A 22,994-nucleotide genomic window follows, 5' to 3' on the forward strand; every position below is an offset into this window, starting at 1 on the left:
TTCGTAAGGTATAATTTTTTCATTAAATCTAGCCATTGTTTTAGGACCAGTCCCATGGTACACATCATGGGACCGCTTTTCATAATTATTATAACATTAAATAACAACCTACTCAAAATGCAAACTCAACTTTTGTTTATCCAAAGCTTTTTTTAACGATTTACTCAAGTTATTTTTAACAATTAGCTCTTTTGCTTCAGTTTGGGCGACCTGGATCAGGGCAGCATCAGTTAAACTGGCAATTTTTAAATCTGGCAGACCAGATTGACGAACGCCGTAAACTTCACCTGGGCCACGTAGTTCCAAATCCATTTCAGCTAATTTAAATCCATCGCGGCAATCTTCTAAGTATTTCAGGCGTTTTTGGGTTAAGGGTGAATTGTTATCACTAAAGAGAAAACAGTATGACTGATGCTGTCCTCTGCCGACTCGGCCGCGGAATTGATGTAATTGCGCTAAGCCAAAACGATCAGCTCCCTCAATCATCATGATTGAGGCGTTGGGTACATCAATTCCCACTTCGATAACAGAGGTTGAAACCAATATATCTAATTTCTTATCGGAAAAAAGCTGCATAACGTCTTGTTTGTCCTTTGATTTGAGACGACCATGCATTAAACCAATTTTTAGAGCTGGAAACACTTCTTTGTCCAGTTTTTCAAACTCTTGTTTGACTGATTTAACTCCCAGTTTGTCTGACGGATCAATCAAAGGACAAATCACAAAGACTTGCCTTCCTTCTATAATTTGCTCCTGAATAAAGTCGTATGCTTTTTGCCGATCACCCTCATAAACAACTTTGGTAATTATTGGTTTACGGCCGGGCGGCATTTCCGTGATTACGGAAAGATCCAGGTCGCCATATAGGGTTAAAACTAAGGTTCGTGGAATTGGCGTAGCAGTCATTGATAAAAAATGTGGTACATAACCTTCTTGTTGTTTTTTATTAACCAAAGCTTTGCGTTGTCCTACTCCAAACCTGTGTTGCTCATCAACAATAACCAAACCCAAATCTTTAATTTCCACACCTTGCTGAATTAAAGCATGAGTTCCAACAACAATATCAAATTCGCCACTTTTCAACAATTCAAGCATTTTCACCTTTGATAACTTATCCACAGCCAATTGCCTTTTACTACCTGTAAACAAAGTAATGCTAAACTTAAGTTTTTTGAACACTTGTTGCAAAGTTTGGAAATGTTGCTCAGCTAAAATCTCCGTTGGAGCCATCATCACCACCTTGTATCCGTTCAAAACACAATTCAGCATAGCCAAGGCTACGACTATAGTTTTACCTGAACCAACATCACCTTCCAACAAACGATTCATGGGTCTTTCTCTTTCTAAATCCTTGATCATTTCCCAAGAACATTTTTTTTGTGAATCTGTTAATGTGAATTTCAAACTATCCACAAAATCCTTGGTTTGTTTTTCTAAAAACTTAATTTTCAAAGCTTTGTTGCTTTGAAGTTGCTGTTTAACTTGTTGAATAGCAAGCTGAACTAAAAACAGCTCGTCAAACTGTAATCTTTTTCTAGCCTGATCTGATTTTTCTTGTGAATCAGGAAAATGAATATTTTGCAAAGCGTGATCAAGATTTAAAAACTTATATTTTAGTTTAATTTCCTCGGGCAAATACTCTTCAACTTGTTCAATCACCTTTGTGCATTGACTTAACAAAAATCGCATTTGCTTTTGGGTTACACCTTGTGTTAAATGATAAATTGGCACAATTCTAGCTGTATGAACGGTCTCAGTGCGAGCTTTTTCATAATCGGGACTAACCATCTGCATTCTAATTTCATCCAGCTTACCAGACAGAAAAACTTCATCACCAACTTTTAGAATCTTAGAAATAAACGGCTGATTAAACCAAACTACTTTCATTGAACCACTATCATCAGCGACTAAGGCCTCGGTTAACATTTTTCGTTTACGATAACTTCTACGATTAGCAATAAGTTGTACTTTGCATTTGACTGTTACTGCTTCACCTGGCATTAATTCATCAATAGATTTAATTTCACTATAGTCCTCATAGCGAAAAGGAAAATAAAAAATCAGGTCTTCAATTGTTTCCAAGCCAAGATTTTTTAGTCGTGAAGCAGTAGTCTTGCCAACTCGAGTTAATTCACTAATTGAAGTATTCAAATTCATAACTATATTTTAGCATGAAATTTAAACAAAAAAAACCGAGCAACTTATCTAACCTGCTCGGGCTATGTTTAATTAACGCTAATCCATGTTGGCTGCTCTGGTGACGTGCTTGTTACTCCGTCCCTGACTTACTTGAACTGCTGAATCCCAATTGTTGGCAAAGCACCATACTCTAACCTTAGGCCCCCTGGGTGATTCCTTACGCTCAAAAACTACTTGATCCCCAACCTTGGGAAAATGCATCGCTGGCCTAAATGGGGCACCCCGAAAAGAAAATGTCCAGCTGGCTGAAAGCGCTGGCACTCCTTGACCAACATTGGCAAATCGACCTGATCGATAGGAAAAATACACCAATTTCCCACCGCTTTTCGGCTTAATAAAACCCCAGCCAGTATTATTCCCTACTCGAACATACTTCTTAACAGCACCTCTCTCCATGTTCATCTTGTCCTCCTATCCTTCAGAACAAATTAGTATATCATATATTCACAAGCTTGTCAATATTAAAAAAACCGTGCAATACATGATCTCTACTTTCGCATGACTTCACGGTGAACTGTATTTAAAATAATTATCGCGAATGGTTTACCATGAAGTTACCTTCAAGGAATGGCTCGCCATGAAGTTATACGAGCATAGCGAGTATATACTTCATGGTGCACCCGACAGGATTCGAACCTGTGGCCTCTTCCTCCGCAAGGAAACGCTCTATCCAGCTGAGCTACGGGTGCTAAAATTGATTATGATAACTGCTCTATCCAGCCCCGAAGGGGCCCCTTTGGGGCTGAGCTACGGGTACCTAAAATTGAATATTAATTATGAATGCTCTATCCACCTACTTGTCCACCGTAGTTTTAACGAAGGTGGAAGCTACGGGTGCCTAAAATTGAATGTTAATTATGAATGCTCTATCCAGCCCCGAAGTTAATGGAATAAACTGAGTCCCGATGATTTAACAAAGTTAAATATCGGGATCCCGACGAACGTCGGGACTACGGGTGCTAAAAAAAATTATTTAAAAAGAAACCAGAAATCAAACCTCCTTTTGTTTAATTCCTAATTTCTTTTGTGTACTAACGCAGACGAAGAATTCTTTCAAAAGTTTCATCAAAATCTTCTTCTTCTCTTTCTAAATCTTCATCAATGTAATTAAGCAAAGCCTCCCTAACTTTTAAGGGATTCACATCTTCAAGTGGAATTGGCAAACTTTTCCGAACAGCTTTCCTGAAATCCAAGTATAAATACTTGATTGTTGGCGGTTCATAAACAATGGAGAAGCTTTTCAAAACCTTGTAGGAAAAAAATTGTGTATCCACTATAAGTCCATCCTCACCAACCACGACTGGAATCTTTCTAGCTGTTTGAAAATACTGGAAGATCACAATAAATCCACCGAGTAAAAGAATAAGTGCAAACAGAAAATTAGATGTCCAAACAGCATAAAACAAAAGTAAAGCTAGTATAACTGAAAACACAATATACCAGATTCTACTTCTTTTCTGCTGTACAAATTCTGGAAAATCCCAACTAATATGAATATCACCAATATCGGCCGGCATCTTTGGAGTTGTTAAATCGATCAAAAACTTTTTCATATTTTTATGTTAGTTTTTATTTTTGGCATTTGCCAGAGGTAGAGACAATTCATGAATTGTCTCTACCTCTGGCGGAAGGGGTGGGATTCGCCCGGCATACGCCGGGCGCCCAGCGCATGCTGGGCGAACCCACAGAACTCTTCCATAGGTTTAGCAAATATAAAGTACGTTTAAATTTCTATGCTTTCCTCTAAAACTTCCTCAAAACTATCAAATCTTTTCCTGATATCCTTTCTTCCATCGCTACTCTTCAAAAACCGCTCTCTTTTTGATACTATCTTTTTCAAAAAGTATCCTTCATAGAACAAGATAATAAACGGCCTACGATGTTTAGTTGATTTCACTTTCCCTTGTTTATGTTCTTTCATTCTTCGAACTATATCATCCGTCTTTCCGACATAAAAACTCTTGTCCTTTTTACTTAACAAAACATAAACGAAAAACATATCTTAAAATAATGATTTTTTCATGGCGGAAGGGGTGGGATTCGAACCCACGGAACCCTTTGACAGGTTCAACAGTTTTCAAGACTGCCGCCTTCAACCGCTCAGCCACCCTTCCATGAAATGGCGGAGAGGGAGGGATTCGAACCCTCGAGACCCGTTAAGGTCTAACACCTTAGCAGGGTGCCCCTTTCAACCACTCAGGCACCTCTCCGTAATAACAATCAATATTAAAAAGTTCAAAACCTCAAACCAATACAGACATTATGTTAACACAAACTTAAGAACCTGTAAAGGTTAGACTCTAAGGTATTTCCCTATGGCGATTCCACTGCTGACAATGTTCAACAAGATAACTGCAGCCAACTGAGCAAGAAAAATCTCTACAAAATTGGCTTTATAATAATCAATTAAACTAAAATTATAAGTTTCCAGAAAACCACCCAAATATGGCGTTAATGCAACGAAAATTCCATATAGAACTACAATCGTAATGATAATAGCAAACACCGCAAACAATATACTTTCCACTAAAAATGGGGCTCTAATAAATGAATTACTAGCTCCAACTAAACGCATTACCGCTATTTCTTCTCGGTGAGTGTAAATTGTTACCCTGATGGCATTGAATACAATTAAAATTGCAATTACTGCAAATATGATTGTCAAAGACAAGCTGAATTTACTGACTTTATCACTCAACGAGCTAACTCGTGCAATAATTTTTTCATGATCTGTGTAATTCTGATATTTAATGACTTCTTGATTTTCTGCTGAATTAAGGATTGTTAATATCTTCTTGTAATCTTCTGTATTTTGAGCTCTAATAACTAAAGCATCTAATAGTGGATTCTCCTCAACTTCTTTTACTGCTTCCAAAATTGCGGAATCGTTCTTGTGTTTTTCTTTGAACTGAGCTAACGCCTGGTCCTTGGCAATGAAAACCGTTTCCTTGACCTCACTAATATTGCGTAGCTTTTCTTGAAAATTATCAATCACTGCTTGTGGAGTATCAGTTTTGAAAAATACACTTACATCAACTTTATCATGTACTGAGTCAATAACACTATCAGAGACTGCATTTAATGAAATTAATATATTAACCGACAACAAAGCCAAGACTAAAACTGTAATTGTTACCAATGAAAGCCAAAAGTTACGCCAAAAATCTTGAAAAGCGAATTTTATAATTCTGAGAGAAGAATGCTTCATATTTTATTTTTGTTTTTATCTAATAATTTTAAGATTCGAGGTCTCAACTACTATCATGGTAAATTACAAAACGTACCGACCGACTTTTTGATCACTGACGACTTGCCCTTTATCCAAAACTATAACCCTCCGTTTAAGCATATTCACAACATCACGATTATGCGTAACTAACAATACAGTTGTTCCCAATTCATTAATCTTTTTTAACAAATCAACAATCTCACGTGTATTTGTTAAATCCAAATTTCCGGTTGGCTCATCTGCTACCAATATTTTCGGACGATGAATTAAAGAACGAGCGATCCCGACCCTTTGCTGTTCTCCTCCTGACAATTGACGTGGATACATGTCTGACTTGTGAGCTAAGTTTACCACTTTTAATATTTGTGGAATTATTTTTTTTATTTTTTTGTGAGTTGCACCACAAGCTTCCAATGCAAAGGCAATGTTTTCAAAAACAGTTTTTTGCGGTAAAAGTTTATAATCCTGGAAGATTACACCAATCTGGCGTCGAAGTAGAGGAACTTCCTTGTGATGAATGTTTGAAATATCCCAACCACTCAAACTGATTGAACCATTTGTTAGCCTTTCTTCCGCTGTCAAGAGCTTAACTACAGTAGTTTTACCACTACCACTTTGCCCAATAACGGAAACAAATTCGCCTGGCCGAATATGCAAACTAACACCTTTTAGCGCGTAAATATCTGGTTCGTAAAATTTAGTCACTTGACGCAACTTTATCATAATTTTTATTTTATTTTTGTTACTAAAATATTATGTAATACTCCCCAACTAAGCTTTCCTAACTGCTGAAACGCAACCTTGTCTAAATCAATAACCCTTTCAGGGAAAATACTACGATCCGGACCATAATCATTAATGGTTACAATAATTTCTTTTTGGGTATCCAAATCTTTTACTTTTAACTTACTCCCCTTAGGATAATCAGGTGAGGCAGCACACAAACAATCTTTGTAACCATACCAGGAAGCATCACCTATCTGAATAATCTCTTCATGTTCTAGAACAACCATCTTTGCGTAGGGTAAATGAAGAACTGATTTCATAATTTCCCGATCTCCCACTTCAGACGGTAATTCAACCCATTCACTAATCACACCGTTCCAAAAAAATATTTGCTTCAACATCTTAGTCTCTTCGAATGTTTTAATACGAATCAATAATGGCTTTTCATTTTGAAATGCTTGTTTGTTAAAAATATCAAACTCATAAACGTCACTAACCGGTTGCCACTCCTCTGGATAAGTAAAATCATCTTTATTGTATTGTTTAACAACAACCCTAGTTTCCTCAGCTAGAACTTCTGGATAAATTCCTAAACGAAAATTCTCATCTTCGCTAACGACTGTATATCCCTTAATAATAGTTGGTTGATCAATATTAATGTCAGTGATAAAAGTAGTTGCGCCAACTTGACCAAAGGGAATTAGCAACCCAACGACCAGAAAACAAAAGACTACAAATTGAACCTTACTCATAAAAATTATTTTTCGTCTAATGCGACAAACTTATATATTCGTGCCTTTTCTCTATATTCACTCAAATAATCATCATACCCCTTAAATGCAATTAGAATATGCTTAGCTTCGACCTCTTCTTCAACTTCAATACCTTCTTCATTTTCAGCCCCTTCTTCCGGAACCATACGATTAACTAATTTAATGATGTGAAAACCAAAATCAGTTTGGACTAAATCACTAATCTGTCCAGGCTCTAAAGAAAAAACAGCGTCTTCAAATTCAGTCACCATAACTCCACGAGGGAAAAACCCTAAATCACCACCATCCTGAGCTGAACCGGGGTCATCACTATACTCCTTCGCCAATTCCTCAAAAGTCTTATCTCCCTTTTCTACTTCTTTTAGAACTTTTTCTGCCGCTACTCTTGACTGCTTAACCGCTCTATCAGACGTAGACATTTTTTCAATCAATTTTGCTCGTAAGGCTTCTGGATAAAGGATCCGCTCAGAAAATGTTTCCATATCCCAACCAAAAAAATCATCAACATTTTGAGCCAGCTTCTCAGCACTACCCACTTCCTCATATAAAGCATCTAAGTTTAATTGTATGTCTTCCTGTGTGGCCTTAACATCATAGCCCTTGGCCATTTTTTCAAGTATTTTCTCCATTATCATCTTTTCTAAAACCTCTTTTTCTACTGCACTCTGATCAACTTCGCCAAAACGCTTTATATTAAAATTCGAAACTCCCTTAACCTCAAATTGCCAATCAGATAATTTGATAATTGAACCGTCAACTATTGCAGCTGGATAGGGCAGAGATTTTGTTAATGCACTTACAAAGCCATTATCCCAATTATATTTGTATGCACCTAGGCCAACAATAGCAAAAAAGCAAAATACTACTATCAGAATGCTAACAATGATAATGACAACACTTTTATTTGGTCTACGAATTAATTTTTTTATTTTTTGAAATAAAGTCACAACTTTATTAAGGTTATTCTTTTCTTCCCCCCCACCAGCCTTTACTGAAGATTCTTCTTGTGTAGATGCGTTAGAAGACTCGTTGACTGATCCGTCATTTCTAATTTCAGGAAAGGAAGGTCTTTGTGTAGGTTCCATAGTAAACTTTAATTTAATTATTAAATATAAAGACAGTGTTTAACTAAAGAAATACTGCCACCAAGCAAATAAGTTGACTTGCTTATTGTTGGTCTTATTATTATTTTCATTTGAATTAATTTCATCAGCTATTGATGCCTCGGCTATCTTATTGACCGGAATAATAACTACCTGCTCTTTTGGCTTTTTCAGATTAAATTTCATTCTGGCTTCCTGCTCAACAAAAAACTCGCTACCATAAGCATCAATCGAACTTAAAAAGTTCTTTTTCTTTAATTTTAGCTTTTCTAGTTCATTTTCAAGTTGGCTGATCTCCCTATCCAGTTCAACTCGCTTTACATATTCTCGAACAATCCCCAAAACAAAGATTACTGAAACAACAATCATCAATACTACAAAAAACCGAGAGAAAAAGCTCTGTTTTCTTTTTTCTTTCAACTTCCTTCTCATATATTGAAATCTCTGATAAACATAGTTTCGTCACGAAATTCTCAAATTTTAAACAAAACTGCATCAGAAAATATGATTAGCAGAGGTTCCTTATAATTATATCACAATTGATTTTTATTTTGAAGTTCGGTTTGCGGTGAGCTTTTTCTCAATTCCTCTTTAACTTGTCGAAATATTCTAATTTTATCAGATCGCTTTAAAAGTTGGATTTCAGCCATAATCAACCCCACTGGATCAGTACATTCACTTCCTACACTAAACTGCTCTGATTTATGTAAATACTCACTAATCAATGACTGCAATTTTAATGGTTTACTAATTTTATATAACTCAACAGGCCCAACGTCTTCTTTTAAAATAAGTTTAAGATTTCCATAACGGAAAATTGTTGGCCCCAAACCTCTAATTACAGCATTTGCCTGTTTAATCTTAGAATATGGGAACTCATTTATAAAACGTTCAAAAAATCCAACTTGTTCATAGTCAATAACTCTCTGATTAGTGATAACAAATCGGTTTTTCCGATACAAAAATATTAATCTCAAAATATAAAAAACAACGGATACAATAATTCCCAAAAATAATATTGCGCCCCACCATCCTTGCAAAAACAAATAATACATCAAGAAAAAATTCAATACTAAAATCAAAAAACAGATAATTAAGTGTGGGATAATTACTATTGGGTGGTGGTAAACGACCTGTACAATTTTTTCCTTTTCTCTTAATTGTACATCTTGTTCTTTTGTCATATTATTTCTTCTTTTTTATAAGTGAAGTTATAAATTCCACATATTTTTCATTGGCCCCTTCCAGCATAACACTACCTAAATTATGTTGTAATCTCTGCAAACTATTAGGGTTGCTCAATAAACCTACGAGAATTGTAACCATTTGATCAGCTGTGATTGTTTTTTGATCCATTAAAATTACGGCATTTTTGCTGTCAAAAAATCGCGCGTTTTCTTCCTGTTGATTATCAGGTATAGGCACCAAAAGCATTGCCTTTCGTAGAGCCGTCAATTCAGTTAAAGTTGACATACCTGCCCGACAAACAGTCAAATCTGCTGCTGCATAAGCATGCACTAAATCTTTGTATAAATAGCCAATTGAGTGATATCTATTAGCTTTCTCCCCAAATTTTTCTTTATCTACCCACTCAATTTCCTGCCCTTTACCAGTGATATGAATAATTTGGCAAATGTTAACCAGTTCAGGCACAGCTTCAAAAATTAACTTATTTAACTTAGTAGCGCCCAAACTACCACCCATTATTAACAAAGTTGGCAAATCGGGCTGTAAATTAAATAACTGCATTGCTTTTTCTTTGCTGCCAGAAAAAATTTCCTGACGTACAGGATTACCCGTCAATTGAGTTTTAGTTGAACTAAAATCCTTAACCGATTTTTCAAAAGTAGCGGTGACTTTACTAGAGAATGGTGCCATTATACGATTTGCTAAACCGACCTTGAAGTCTTGTTGATGAATTACAGTTTTTTTCTTTAATAACCAGCCTGCCAAAACAACTGGCACGCACACAAAACTACCCGCTGATAAAATTATATCTGGCTTAAATTTGATAATAATTTTCAAGGACTGAAACCATCCTACAAGAAATTGAAAAGGTACCAAGAAATTCCAACCAGAAAAATAACGTCTCAGTTTGGCTGATTTTATTGCTTTATAAGGAATGTTTTGTTTATCAATGATGTTTTTTTCAATACCAGTCTCAGTTCCAACCCAAAGATAGTCAGCTTGTATTTTCTGCTTTTCTAATTCTTGTTTAATGGCAATCAAGGGACTGACTGAACCGATTGTCCCTCCGCCTGTTAAAATTATTTTCATATATTATTGAAGGTAATTGATTTTTACGTGCTACATGATTCATGATATGTGTTTTTACCCATGACAAACCGCTGAACAGACAACTTTTTTAATTCCAGCAGCTTTACATGTTTTAGCAATTTCACTAAAAGTGGCGCCTGTTGTTAATACGTCATCAATTAATATTACTTGCTCAGGAATAACTTGACGTATATTTATTCTAAAGGCATTTTGTAAATTTTGCAACCTTTGTTGTCGGTTCAGTTTAGCTTGATGTAATGTGTTCTCCTGTCGCTGAACGAGTTCCTGTTCTAACTGGCAATTATATTTAACCCTCAACTGTTTAGCCAGCTCTGAGGCCTGATTAAAACCTCGTTCAGCTAAGCGTATTTTATGCAAGGGTACGGGCACTAGCTTTTGAGCATAAAAAACTGAATTTAAACCTTGCTTTTGAATTTGCTTAATTAGAAGTTGACCTAATAGCTTTTTCAACTCCTCTAAATAATTATATTTGAACTGTTCGACTAATTGACCCGCGATATTATTAGTATAAGTACAAGCAATTACTATCTGATCTATAGATGTCTGCTCCTGACACTCAGGACAAATACCTACTTCATACTGCCCGCTATTACAAATAAAACAAGGAAACTGCTCAAATAGTTCAATTTTAGCAAAACAGGCGGAGCATAAATACTCCCCCTCTTTTTGACAATTCAAACACTCCTTAGGAAAAACATAATCTAATGCCTCTGCCCAAAGAGTTTTAAGTCGAGAGCTTATACTAAACATATGAGCCTAATCCTGGTCTCGCCAGAAAGCTCCATCAATCGCCCACTCTCCATCTTGTTTAACTAATTCTAATACAATATCCTGGTTAAATGTCTGACTACTATTATCAGTTTTTTCCAGACGTTGTGTTTTTACTATTATTTCTACGAAATTCTCTTCTTCAACGCTAATTTCTACTACCGGAGCAGAAGTTTTTATACTATAAAAATAACCTTTTGGATCATGCTCTTTTTTTAACTGTGGAAGATAAGTATTTTTTACCCAACTAGCCATAGACTGAGTCATTATTGAAGCCAATTCCTCAAAACCTGCATATTCCGATTGATTAGAATAAGAACCAAATCTCTCCACAAAGGTAGTTGCCACAGCTCTAACCGAGACAGCCAATTTTTCTTGGTCACTAGGAAGTGTCACAATTATATTATTGGTATCAGCATCTTCTTGTCCAATAATGGTCTCGACTGGTGTTATTTCATTATCAGCTTTTTCCTGTTCGACACGTTTAACTTCAGACATTACAAAAAATATAATTATCAAGGCAATTACTAAGATTCCCGCTCCTGCAATTAAAATGACTTTTTTTCTTTGTTCCATAATATTTATACTTAATTTATAATCTATTTATTTAATACTAGCCTCACGTTCAGCAGCATCCTCATCCTCCTGCTTTTGTTCTTTTTCTTGTTTTAGTAGTTGTTTAGGATCAGTAGTAATCATACGGTCCTCTAATGGTGAAGCCACCACTTTCATAGCTGCATGCCGATTACCTGCAAAGAAAATACCTTCACCTATATTACATTCCAGCAATAAATATTTCTCTCCTTCAGTTAATTGAAACACTTTTTGAATCAATTCCATAGCCGAAGGTGCTTGTTTTAACAAAATTTTAAGTGCCGAATTAGTAACAATGGCCTGACCATACTGAGAAAGTAAAAAATCATTCACGTCCTGGGTAATGGTAGTCACACCAAGATAATATTTTCGACAACGTTTAACAAGAGCGTGAATAAACTTAGCTGAATCCTCGTGTTGCATTAACCACCAAGCTTCATCAATCACCAAAATACGTTTCTTTATTTCTGAACGAACTACGTTCCAAATATAGTTAACAATATTGTAAATGGCCATTGGTCTAAGCTCATCCTCTAGATCTCGAACACTGAAACAAACTAATTGATTTGCCATATCTACATTTGTTGGTGAATTAAACAAGCCAGAAAAAGTACCAGTAGTATATTTCTTTAATCTTAGAGCTAAATCTGCTCCGCCCTCCATACCATCCAAGACATCATATAGATCTTGCATAATTGGCGGTTCAATTTTAGACAAATCTGATTCAGGAGTAATATCTTTTTTGGCGTAAGTTTCAATCAAAGCGCGATCCATAATTGAATCTTCTTGATAAGTCATTTTACCAATCATAATACGCATTAGACCCTTTAGAGTAATCACTGCGCTACGAATCACATCAGCTGCTGACATGTCTCCCATTTTTCTTGGCAAATCAAAAGGGTTAATTTTACTCTCGGAGTTCAGTGAAATATTTACATAAGTTCCGCCAACAGCATCATTCAAGTTTTTATATTCTCTTTCTGGATCAATAATAATCACATCTGTCCCTAACATCATACTACGTAAAATTTCTAGCTTGATAGTATAACTCTTACCAGCACCAGAAGTAGCAAACACGCAAGAATTGGCATTTTGCAAAGAAAAACGATCGAATAAAATTAAACTATTGTTATGTCTATTAATACCAAATAAAATACCATCATCTGAAGTTAGCTCTGAAGAAATAAATGGAAATGAAGCAGCAATCGGTGAAGAATTTAAATTCGCAGTTATCATTAATTCATCATTACAAATTGGCACAGTTGAATTGAACCCTTGTTCTGCCTGATAAAAAACTCGTTTGGAAAGAATTGACCGAGTTCCCAAAACTGCCTCAATATCTTCAGTCAAAACATCTAACTTTTTTAAATCTTTTTCATATAAAGTGAGATATAGCCCATACTGAAAAAACTTTTCTATACCCTGGGTCAAATCATCTCTAAGTTTTTCTATATCCTGCAAAGCAGTTTCCCGAAGTGGGTCACGTGGTGCGCCTTTTTCATTATCAGATGTCAGCTGGGCAGTCAAAACACCTACCTTATTTCTCAATTGTTTCAACACAACTGCCGAATCCATCGGATAAAAAAACATGGACACATCTAATGTCGCATTGTAATTAATGATTGGAGAAAACCAGCCAACACTAATATACCTTGGATATGTCATTACAAATAAAGTTCGAGAAAATAAACCACCAATCCTCACATGATCTGGCATAATTTCAAAGGCTGCTGGAGCAATGATATCCAAAACTGAAGTTACTCCTTTACGGTAAGTTTTTTCCATTTGCAAAGATTCTTTTTGCTTTGCTGCCTTAACTTCTTCTTTTTTTATTTTCTTGGACTCTGAAACTGTTTTCGGCCTTACCTTTTCACTAGTGACCGGCTTTTTTTTGACGTCTCCAGGTTTAAACATATTAGATTGGTATATTTTTTAAATTCTTATATTGATTGCCGTGAACTTAACCAAGTTACAGTTCATGGTTATATTGTTTTTTTACTCACCTACCCGAAGCTTATCCAAATCAGACAATTTTTGACTCTTGGCTATAGCTGGATTATAAGCATTGTAATACAATTCAATCAAACTTTGAGTATCTAAACGAACCGCTGTAATCCCCAAGGAAGAAATATTCATGTTCACGTGCTCTACTCTTTGATTCAAATCATGTAGGAACTTTTCAAATTTGTCTTGTTTCAATCGAATAACTTTAGCTGGGCTAAAAACAGCACCTAATTTCTCAAAAAAACCACCGCCTTTTCCCTCAATAGGACTAAAAGGTACGGCAATGAAAAAATGCTTGGTCATAATATCACCCAAGTCAACCAATTCATTAATATAATTTTTGTAATCCAGAATCTGTCTTTTTAATAGCTCGTTGGTCAACTCTTTTTCAGCTTCTTCAATACGTTTAAGATAGCCTTCAATATCCAACTTACGAGATTGAATTACTATTTGAATAGGGAAATCCAAATAATTTAAAAATGTTACATAAGCTGATACTAAAGCATTTTGTTCGTCTTCAGATTTCAATGCAAAGTTGATACTAGAAGCCATCAGCACTGCCCGCATGGTTCCGTCCTTCATTATCACTGTGTCATTTTTTATCTCTGCAATATCCAGAAATAACTGGGTTGAAGTTGTAACTTTACCTGTTGTTTTTTTTGCTGGCATATTATTATATATTACATTTAAAATGTTATGTATTGTGTGTTTTATTACAGTGGTTTGAACTCATTAGTCATTTCTCCGCCATCATACACTCCTCCGGTATTAACAACCAAAGAAACATCTCTTAGTCTAGAACCAGAAACTGAACGCTTTTTTTGCTTGGTAATCTTTTTTTCCGCTAACGGCTGACTATCAACCTCCTTAACTAGCCTTGCATAAGCTGCTCTATTCCAAACCCGTAGCCTTGGACGTTTACTAGTTTGCAAAAAATTTAGCATAAAGAAATGAATCGGTCTCCCATTTATTCGAACAAAAGCAATAATTGCTGTAAGTGCCAAAGTCAAAAAACCGAAAAAAGCAAAATAAACAAAAGCTAAAATTTTATAAGAGATGAAAGTAATCAAAACACCAATCAATACCTCCACAAACTGTCTTGTGGTAATTGGACCAATAATTTTGTCTTCTACATCAATAAATTGTGGCACCAAGAATTGTTGCACAAAAATGAAATTTAATTAAATAAATTATTATTCAAATTTTAACTTTTGATTCAAAGTAGCAATCATCTCATACTCACTCAGCGTCAAGCTTTCCTGATTTTTGATTTGTCGTTGTTCGATTACTTCTGAAATCTTTTTTATTTCCTTTATCCCCTGATAAGTCATCTGCAAGTACAACTTATAGACTGGAGCTATTTTCCAAGCGTTAATGCCTTCGATCTTTTTCAATAAAGACTGCTCTGCTAATATCTCAACCTTTTCCAATATTGCCTCCTTAATCTCATCTTCATTCCTACCTAACTTCCTCATGTCATCTAAATCCATTAATTCTAATTCCTCAACTGGGCCAATCAATCTGCGTCTCTTTATATCACGAATAGCTGGTCTTGCTTGTTTTCCAATATCAGGTGAAGCAATTGGCCTCTGGACAACTGGTCTTGGCATAGTTTTGGCAATCACAGGTCTATTGATTGGTGTAGCCACCGGTGCTGACTTTACGGTTTTTTTCTGAGGCTTGATAATTGCCGGCGGTGGCGGTGCAATCTGATGATCCAAATCCGCAGTTACCTGCAAAGCTAGCTTCTCTTTAGGCTTGGCAACAACGTGACGTCTTTGCTTTTCAATTTCACTAAAATCATGCTCCAATACTGACATTATTATTTGAACTTTGTCCTTCGCCAACTCCATACCTCCACTAATTTTAGGCAACCCCAAAATGTATTCTAATTCCTTTGGTTTACGAATACCTCGAAAATAGGTCGCTAAAATATTACGAAAACGACTTTCAATATTTTTATCACTAAACTTAATTTTTAATCTTTCAATAACTTCTGCCACTTTTTGTTCAATCAAACCCTGATCTTCAGATCTACGACTATGCATTTCTCCACTTGGTTTTAATTCCTCTAAATCAACCTCTACTGGATTAGCACTTGGCTTAGCTTTTGGCCAGACTGGCTTTTTTGATTCTGGCAAACTTGGTTTAGGTGCCACTGGAGCCTCTGGTAGAACTCTCGGTGTAGTTGCTACCTTTTTAATTTTCGGTGGGGCAACTTTTGGTTTAGATTTTTTTGATGAATCAAAACTGAAAGAAGGTTTTAGCTTGATTTTTTGTTTTACTTGCTCTTGTTTTTGTTCTTGGACTTGAATTTGTTCTAGTGTGAAAAACTTTCCATCTTTATAATACTTAAGTTTTCCATCTTTGTCTTTGACTAAAACGTAGCCCGCTGGTGCGCCTGAAATCATAAATCACTCCATTTAAATTTATGGTCATGCAAATCTAAATATGCTAATTGTGCATATTGTGGCATGCCCTTTTGCATAAAAACATTAGAAATATTGGCGGCCAATCTAGCTCCCTCTGCTTCGGCCATACCCAAACGTTCTAAATATACAAACTTTAGAAAATACTGTACATATTTCGCTTGGTGAGGATTTTTTTTGAATTCAATTTCTTCACCTTGCAGATTATTACGTTTAAAAAATCCTTTCATGTATTTCAGGTAACGTGGGTCCTTACTAATCAAATCATCCAAAGATCCAGTCTCCGCCAAGATCTCAACTGCTGCTAGAATATTATGCTTATAACGAGATATTAAATTCTCTTCTAAATAATCAGCGACTTTGTCATACTCTTTTCTAGTTTTTTCAATAATTTCCACTTTCAGAGCTTCAATCTTCTGCTTATCTTCCGGTTTCCCTTCATATAATTTCATAATATCAGCAGGTGGAATATCTTCTCCCCCAGTGCTTGACTCGGAACCAACAGAACCTTCTTCATCTGCAGCTTTCTCTAAATCTGAGAATAGGGCTTTTTCTTCTTCTGGAGACAGATCAAAGATACGTAAGTCCTCAATTTCTTTTTTGGCCAAGTCCAGATAAAAATTCTTGATAGAACTGAATACTGAAAATAATTTATCAACAGTTTTTCTGTCCTTTTCATTTAAGCCCCCGATATTATTCGAGTCAGTTAAATATTTCGCTTTTTTTATTGAATTAATTGGGCCGTCAGTTATTTCAACTTCACGAATGAAATCCTTAATCCAATTGGCTACCGTTGGTTTTACTTGTGCACCTTTTATTAAAATATTTTTACTAGACAGTTCTTCCTGATTCTGATACAAAGCTTCTAATATATTTTTTTGGAATGTTTTATCATCACTCTCCTCAGCCTCTTGTGATAACAGAGTAATCAACCTGATATTCAATTCTATTTTGAGAACATAATCATTAATGGACAACAAATCTTTAACTTGTTCAGAAAATATTTTAACAGCGGCCTTTTTCTCACTTTCTGGATCTTTTAGTACGGCAGCCTCTTGCTCTTTCATCTTATCATTGATGAAATCTTTTTCTAACGCCTTTTCATCTTCTGCCTCCATCTCTTGTTTTTTTACACGAACATATACTTCTTTCATCACAGCCTGTTTATATTCACTAACTAACTTTCCAAATTTACCTGGATCTCCACCTAACTCTTTGATTTTTTTACTTGCAGCACCCTTAAACCATTTAGTATCCGCAATCAAAAAGCGATTAGCGCAAATTGCTATTGCCATTTCTTTAGCTTTATCCTGAGCCACACCCAGTCTATTTATTAATTCACTTTCAATTTTATCTAAAGCAACAGTTTTTCGATAAATATCGTCAATCAAAAAGGTCATCTTAGCAGTCTGGCCAATTGTTAGCTTAAACTTCTCTGCCATTTTACCATTTAAATCACTACCAAATTGAGCATACAAAGCCTCTTCAATCATTTTTGGTAACTGTTTTTTCTCAGTAACCGCAGACTTTGGGGCAACTGTTGTTTTTTTATTTTGTTGTTTTTTTGCTTTCATGTTTATCTTAATTCATAATTCTTAATTTATTTTTAACCCAAATCATCTGGCTCATTGCCACCGTCACGCAAAACTTCTGCTACGGCTGCATCATCAGGAACAGGTACTTCTTCAGGAGCCTCTGCCTTGTCAGGCAGTTCAGTCGGTGGCGCTTCAAGTTTTTCAAGTTTCTCTGACTTGATAGCAAAAACTGCTCCGCTTTTCTCGTCTTTGACCTGAACCATCCCTTTTACAGTTTTCCCACCTGTGACAACAGCCTCTTTTCCATTATAAGAGACAGTATCGTTTTTACGATAGGTATGCTGAACTGCAGGTTTCGCGGCCGCGTATTCAGTGGAGATTCTTTCAATATCAGCCTTATCTTCTGGATTAAGAGCTCCCATAATTCGATTATCACTAGCTATACTAGAAATTTTTGATTTCATGTTTGATTGCATCTCAGGTGGAGCAGTATCGTCACCTTCTTGGGCAATAATTGCTCCAGCCAACATGCTAACAGTTTCAGCTGAACCACCATCGCCGGAGGTTGCCACCTGAGTTATTTGTTCTTTGGTAATATCCTGTGCCATTAGCTTTAGGGCTCCAGCCGATTTACCTGCATCAATACCAAGTAACTCTTTTTTACCAGCACTCCTGGTATACTCCTGTAAAGCTGCCGCATTATCCGTACCCGGTAAAATTGTTCCTGCGTTGACTGTACCATCAGCGTTTCTTGAACCAAACGCTTCATCCAAATTTCCAGTAACTTTGGCATGCGATTTTTGAAAACCTTTTTGCTTTTTATTAACAGCTTTTAACGCTACTGCCCGTTTTTCTAATTCTTCAGCCTGTGTAACGTTACCAGCTTTCCTTGCTACTTCAGCCGCTTTTTCTACCTCTGCAATTTGTCCTTTTGGTCCGGAAAGAGCAACATTAGCATCTCCACCAGCATTAGCAATCTCCTCACTAAAGCTCGAATGTACAGTTTCGGCCAAATCAGGCATTGCAGACCTAATTGCATCACCATGTGTTTCACTTCGTTTGGACACATCTTCCAAAGTAGAAGCAAACTTTTTATCACCCAAGGCGCTTCTGGCAGCTGCTAAAAATTCTTGATCACCAAAAGCTTCTGCATTCTGTTTGCCAACGTCAAGCTCACCTCGGTTTATTCGAGTTCGAATCCTTTGCTTCTCTTTATCATCCGCCATTGCATAGCGCATATGTAATTGATTTTTTTCCAAATTACCATTGAAAGCATCTCTTGACTCTTTGTCGCCCCCCATTAAATCATTTGCAGTTTTAGCGTACTCATCCGCCGTACGACCACCAGGTATTGGTTTACCATGCTCATCCAAATCTCCCTCTATTCCCATTGCAGATAATTTCAAAGCTGCAGCTTTGCGCACATCCTTGCCCTGAGTTGCATCCATAAGAACTTCCTTCAACTCATCAAGCTTATCAATCCCCCTAGCTGCCAAAAATGCGTTTGCTTCTTCCAGTTTTTCTTTTTGTCTAGATTGACCTATGCGATGCGCCATAACCTCCCCCATCGGCATAGCTGAAGCGGTACGATCCCATTGTTTTTTCATAAAACCGCCAACCTTACTTCCACCTACTCTATTTAATAGCTTTTTTGTTACATCCTTTGCTTTATTATATTTATCTTTAACAACCGTTCCTGCTTTAGAGTCTCCTGCCTTTCCAGCTACATATCCAATTCCAGCCGCTGCTGTTGTAAATGGTAATTTCGCTATCCGAGTAGCCACATCTCCTACCTTTGCCTGAGCACCCATCACACCCTCACCAGCTCGTTTATATTTTGCTAGTTTCATTTGTTTAAATTCCTGACGACGAGCCTTGTACCCCTGAAAGGCAGCTCCAGTTTTTTCTGGTGCACCGAGAGTCATCTTGTTGGCTGTCCATTTGGCCATACTCATAGTTGATTTTTGGGCTGACTGAGCCATACTGCCAACTACTCCACCAGCTTCTTGGGCAATCATTAAACTACCAAAAAGCAAAGCCAAACCAATAGCTGTTTGGGCCAAATTATCAATCCCAGAAGCTCCAGAAACCGGACCACCTGCGCCTTTTTGTTCAATATCAGCCACATTTATATCTGCAACCATCTGACCAGGATCAGACAAAACTAATAAACTTAGCCACAAGAAAAAGGCCATGAATGGCCCAACTGCCACAGTCCAACCAAAACGTTGCCACCATTTAGCGGCCTCACTCTGCAATCCACCAAGTGGAACAGCTTCTAGGGTAAAGGCCAACGGTGACAAAACCACTAAAATCCAAAGCTGAACTATTCTCAAAACTAATAATACTAAGATGAAAAACGTAACTGTAATGGTCATAACCAAAATAAAAATCGCCAATAACATTCCGATAAAAACATCTATGCTAGTTACAGGAGCTTCGCCCGCTGTTGGAGCTTGAGTTACGCCTGTAGATTCACTCATATTTAATAGTTTTGTTAGATTCAAGCCATTCACCAGATTACCACCGGCTGAAGCTGAATAACCATTAACAAAAGTCATCATAACTACTTGCCCAAAATCAATCAGTAAACCACAAATCAATTTCGAGAAATTCACTAATACCGCCACCAATACCACTCGAAACAACATCTTCGTTGGTTCATATCTCTTAACTTGCAAAATTATCATAAAAGCAATAACCAACAAAATCATTACAAAAAACAGATTACAGACATCTCTCATCATTACCCAACCCTTGGTTACTGCAGGCGAAGTTACAAAATTATTATATGAACTTATAACAATTAAAATTGAAAAAAGTTGCATAGCAACCCAACCTAAACCGGTGGCAAGCTGTAACAAACACCAATTTATAATATACATTAAAAAATTAGCAATACTACTAGTATCGATGGCATAAGCACTTGCTCCTATAACAAACACTCCCAACAAAATAGCAACTATACCCACTCTGAGTACGGTTTTATTTTTGGGCAAAATAAAAACCTTCATAAACCGTAATACTTCTACTAGTCTATTGAAAAAGCTATTCCAAATTTTCCTGAATTGACTTTGCATTCAAGATGATATTAATTTCAGTGATATTATACCACAATTTTCCAAACTGAACAAAGTTTATACACAGTTAGAATACTCTTTAATTTTGCTTAAAATCAATAGCGCCTTTATACTCCTTTTTGTGTACCAACTTGTCTACAAAATTAATAACATTCCAACGCTTCCGCCACAAAATAAATAGATTGGCTAGCGCGGTTATTATCACACCAGAACCCAGAAACCAAAAGGTCCTACGACGCGCTGAACCGGGCGAAACCACAGCATTTTCGACCTGCAAACTACCGACGACTGGCTCCGCTTGCCAAGTTTGATTAATCATATCATCCTGACTCCTAGGCATCACCCTCAATTGATCATTATATTGGCCCAAAACACCAGTAATCTCCAGCTTATCACCAAGATTATACACTTTTCCACTAATTCCTGTTCCCTGTTTAAGATAAATTGTAAACTCACCATAATCATCAGCCATAATCAATTTACTGCCTTCTTTACTCACAAGTTTACCTTGAACCTGAAGCAAGGAACCGACTAAATCAGTTGTCAGCTCTAAACTTTTAACCACAAGGGGCACAACTTCAGTTTGGAGTTCCAGAACCTTAATATCTGCTTGAGCTTTAACAAGAATTCTTTTTTCGCCATAACTTTCAGAAACACTACCACTAACTTCAATTTGATTTCCAATTTGTAGCTCTGGCCAATCAGCTGAAGAATAATATACCTGCAAACCATTAACATATATATAGTTTTTACCAAAGACTCCTGGTAGAACTGTCACTACTCCTTGAATCCTGACCTTACTGCCCTTTTTCAAGTCTTTAATCTGTTCAATAGTCACAGTTTTATAAAATGAACCTTGGCCCTGACTGACCGGTTTATAATTCGCTGTTTGCAAAACTGGCTTTTCGTTTACTTGCGCTGGCGTTAATTCAGAAGTTTGTAACCAACCATCTTCAAACCAACTAAAACTACTGCCAGTTTTTGGATTTTGGTATTCATATTGATCGATCAACTTTAAATTAGGATCAAGTAAACGCACTGAATCTGAGGAATTGTTCAAAACTAAGCCTGACTCTTCTTTTTTTATAACTAAATAGTCCTGAGATTTTATTATTAAATTATCTTTGATAACAAAGGGATTACTTCCACCTTCAGCATCATCCAAGCTCCAGCCTAGCAAATTAAGGTCTTCGTCACTTGCATTATAAAGTTCAATCCATTCCTCATCGTCACTGCCTTCAGGATCAGCCATAAATTCGCTAATAATAACTTTATCCGAGAATTGATAGACAACTTGGGGCTCAGGTTGTTCTTCAGGCGAATCAACCACAATTTCAGGTTGAGATAACGGAACTTCCGGCACAACTAAATCTTCAACCACAGCTGGAATTTCTGGCTCTTCAACTGAAACTTGAGAGTCTTCTTCTATCTCAACAATTTTTTCATAAAAAATATTCATTTGCCCTGGCGTCGCCGTCTCACTTTGCTTAAACTCAGATTCATGCCAGATTAACGAATTACCAGACTCTGCAGCAGGTGCATTATCATTAACATTGCCATCATTCCAATCACCGTAACTAACTTGATCAATTACTTGTCCACTTGGATCTTGCAAAACTACACTGTCACCACCATTATTCAGACTGGATTTATCAAAGACAATATAATCACCAGCACTTAATTGACCAGTTAACTGAGTTTGCTTGCCTGCACCTTCAAGTAAAACCCAATTTGTCAGATCAATCGGTTCATTTGTGCTATTGAATAACTCAACCCACTCCGGGTCGCCAGGAAGCGGGGCCGACATTATTTCATTAATTAAAACTTGACCGGGCAGATAGGTAATCGGTTCTTCATCCTCAACCTCCTTACCCTCCTCTTTCTTGACTGCCGGAGCTTCAGCAGAGGCAGTAGAGGGGGATGAACCAGCTTCTTCGTCAGCAGACGATAAATCTGGTTCTTCAGCTAAATCCTCCTGACCCTCCTCATTCATATTCAAAATCAACTCACTAAACCACCCCTGACATTCATCAGTCTGACAATTCAAAACAATAAACTGATCAACTTCGCTGTGAGAAATATTATTACTAACCAAAGCTGCATTAGCTTTATAACAATACAAATCAAAGGGAATTGTTAACAAAATTAAAACAAACATACATAAAAGATATTTCATATTTTTTAAAGAGAGCCGGGAGCAACACTAAAGTATTAACTCCCAGCTCTATTATTAATTAGTTAACTCCGTACTTTACG

At 36.5% G+C, this 22,994-nt stretch carries 20 protein-coding genes and 3 tRNA genes; all 23 read right to left on the minus strand.

Annotated elements, in window-relative coordinates:
• Positions 1–108 precede the first annotated feature (108 nt).
• Positions 109–2,157 carry an ATP-dependent DNA helicase RecG gene (gene recG, locus HN643_04325; GenBank protein MBT7500868.1) on the minus strand — a complete coding sequence of 683 codons (2,049 nt, stop codon included), beginning with the start codon at positions 2,155–2,157 and terminating at the stop codon, positions 109–111.
• 78 nt (positions 2,158–2,235) lie between these two features.
• Complete coding sequence (locus HN643_04330) at positions 2,236–2,601, minus strand: hypothetical protein (GenBank protein MBT7500869.1); 366 nt, start codon at positions 2,599–2,601, stop codon at positions 2,236–2,238.
• Between the two features lie 210 nt (positions 2,602–2,811).
• Positions 2,812–2,888 (minus strand) — tRNA-Arg (locus HN643_04335).
• Between the two features lie 342 nt (positions 2,889–3,230).
• A complete protein-coding gene (locus HN643_04340) occupies positions 3,231–3,752 on the minus strand; it encodes a hypothetical protein (GenBank protein MBT7500870.1) in 522 nt (173 codons plus the stop codon).
• A gap of 170 nt (positions 3,753–3,922) precedes the next feature.
• Positions 3,923–4,198 carry a GIY-YIG nuclease family protein gene (locus tag HN643_04345; GenBank protein ID MBT7500871.1) on the minus strand — a complete coding sequence of 92 codons (276 nt, stop codon included), beginning with the start codon at positions 4,196–4,198 and terminating at the stop codon, positions 3,923–3,925.
• Positions 4,199–4,221: 23 nt separating this feature from the next.
• Positions 4,222–4,313, minus strand: a tRNA-Ser gene (locus HN643_04350).
• Between the two features lie 6 nt (positions 4,314–4,319).
• Positions 4,320–4,409: transfer RNA gene (locus HN643_04355), tRNA-Ser, on the minus strand.
• A gap of 83 nt (positions 4,410–4,492) precedes the next feature.
• Positions 4,493–5,407, minus strand: a complete 915-nt coding sequence (locus HN643_04360; protein ID MBT7500872.1) for an ABC transporter permease — start codon at positions 5,405–5,407, stop codon at positions 4,493–4,495.
• A gap of 63 nt (positions 5,408–5,470) precedes the next feature.
• Positions 5,471–6,151 (minus strand): cell division ATP-binding protein FtsE, encoded by a 681-nt coding sequence (ftsE, locus tag HN643_04365; GenBank protein ID MBT7500873.1) that lies wholly within the window; start codon positions 6,149–6,151, stop codon positions 5,471–5,473.
• 5 nt (positions 6,152–6,156) lie between these two features.
• Positions 6,157–6,906, minus strand: coding sequence for a hypothetical protein (locus HN643_04370; protein MBT7500874.1), 750 nt, complete (start codon positions 6,904–6,906; stop codon positions 6,157–6,159).
• Between the two features lie 5 nt (positions 6,907–6,911).
• Complete coding sequence (locus HN643_04375) at positions 6,912–7,562, minus strand: hypothetical protein (protein ID MBT7500875.1); 651 nt, start codon at positions 7,560–7,562, stop codon at positions 6,912–6,914.
• Positions 7,563–8,051: 489 nt separating this feature from the next.
• Positions 8,052–8,462 (minus strand): hypothetical protein, encoded by a 411-nt coding sequence (locus HN643_04380; GenBank protein MBT7500876.1) that lies wholly within the window; start codon positions 8,460–8,462, stop codon positions 8,052–8,054.
• Between the two features lie 101 nt (positions 8,463–8,563).
• A complete protein-coding gene (locus HN643_04385) occupies positions 8,564–9,214 on the minus strand; it encodes a hypothetical protein (protein ID MBT7500877.1) in 651 nt (216 codons plus the stop codon).
• A 1-nt stretch (position 9,215) separates the two neighbouring features.
• A complete protein-coding gene (murG, locus tag HN643_04390; GenBank protein ID MBT7500878.1) occupies positions 9,216–10,307 on the minus strand; it encodes an undecaprenyldiphospho-muramoylpentapeptide beta-N-acetylglucosaminyltransferase in 1,092 nt (363 codons plus the stop codon).
• A 54-nt stretch (positions 10,308–10,361) separates the two neighbouring features.
• Complete coding sequence (locus HN643_04395) at positions 10,362–11,078, minus strand: ComF family protein (GenBank protein MBT7500879.1); 717 nt, start codon at positions 11,076–11,078, stop codon at positions 10,362–10,364.
• A 6-nt stretch (positions 11,079–11,084) separates the two neighbouring features.
• Positions 11,085–11,672: a hypothetical protein gene (locus HN643_04400; GenBank protein MBT7500880.1), complete on the minus strand. Its 588-nt coding sequence runs from the start codon at positions 11,670–11,672 to the stop codon at positions 11,085–11,087.
• 27 nt (positions 11,673–11,699) lie between these two features.
• A complete protein-coding gene (locus tag HN643_04405; GenBank protein MBT7500881.1) occupies positions 11,700–13,604 on the minus strand; it encodes a DUF87 domain-containing protein in 1,905 nt (634 codons plus the stop codon).
• Between the two features lie 81 nt (positions 13,605–13,685).
• Positions 13,686–14,363 (minus strand): hypothetical protein, encoded by a 678-nt coding sequence (locus tag HN643_04410; protein ID MBT7500882.1) that lies wholly within the window; start codon positions 14,361–14,363, stop codon positions 13,686–13,688.
• 44 nt (positions 14,364–14,407) lie between these two features.
• A complete protein-coding gene (locus tag HN643_04415; GenBank protein ID MBT7500883.1) occupies positions 14,408–14,860 on the minus strand; it encodes a PrgI family protein in 453 nt (150 codons plus the stop codon).
• A 27-nt stretch (positions 14,861–14,887) separates the two neighbouring features.
• On the minus strand, positions 14,888–16,105 hold the full coding sequence (locus tag HN643_04420) for a hypothetical protein (GenBank protein MBT7500884.1): 1,218 nt from the start codon (positions 16,103–16,105) through the stop codon (positions 14,888–14,890).
• Positions 16,102–17,697, minus strand: a complete 1,596-nt coding sequence (locus HN643_04425) for a hypothetical protein (protein MBT7500885.1) — start codon at positions 17,695–17,697, stop codon at positions 16,102–16,104. The genes HN643_04420 and HN643_04425 overlap by 4 nt, the downstream gene beginning before the upstream one ends.
• Before the next feature lie 32 nt (positions 17,698–17,729).
• Positions 17,730–20,672, minus strand: coding sequence for a hypothetical protein (locus HN643_04430; protein MBT7500886.1), 2,943 nt, complete (start codon positions 20,670–20,672; stop codon positions 17,730–17,732).
• A 145-nt stretch (positions 20,673–20,817) separates the two neighbouring features.
• Positions 20,818–22,914 carry a hypothetical protein gene (locus tag HN643_04435; protein ID MBT7500887.1) on the minus strand — a complete coding sequence of 699 codons (2,097 nt, stop codon included), beginning with the start codon at positions 22,912–22,914 and terminating at the stop codon, positions 20,818–20,820.
• Positions 22,915–22,994: the final 80 nt, after the last annotated feature.

This window comes from Candidatus Falkowbacteria bacterium, from assembly GCA_018674305.1.
In the GTDB taxonomy this organism is placed as follows: domain Bacteria; phylum Patescibacteriota; class Patescibacteriia; order UBA11705; family JABHMO01; genus JABMRF01.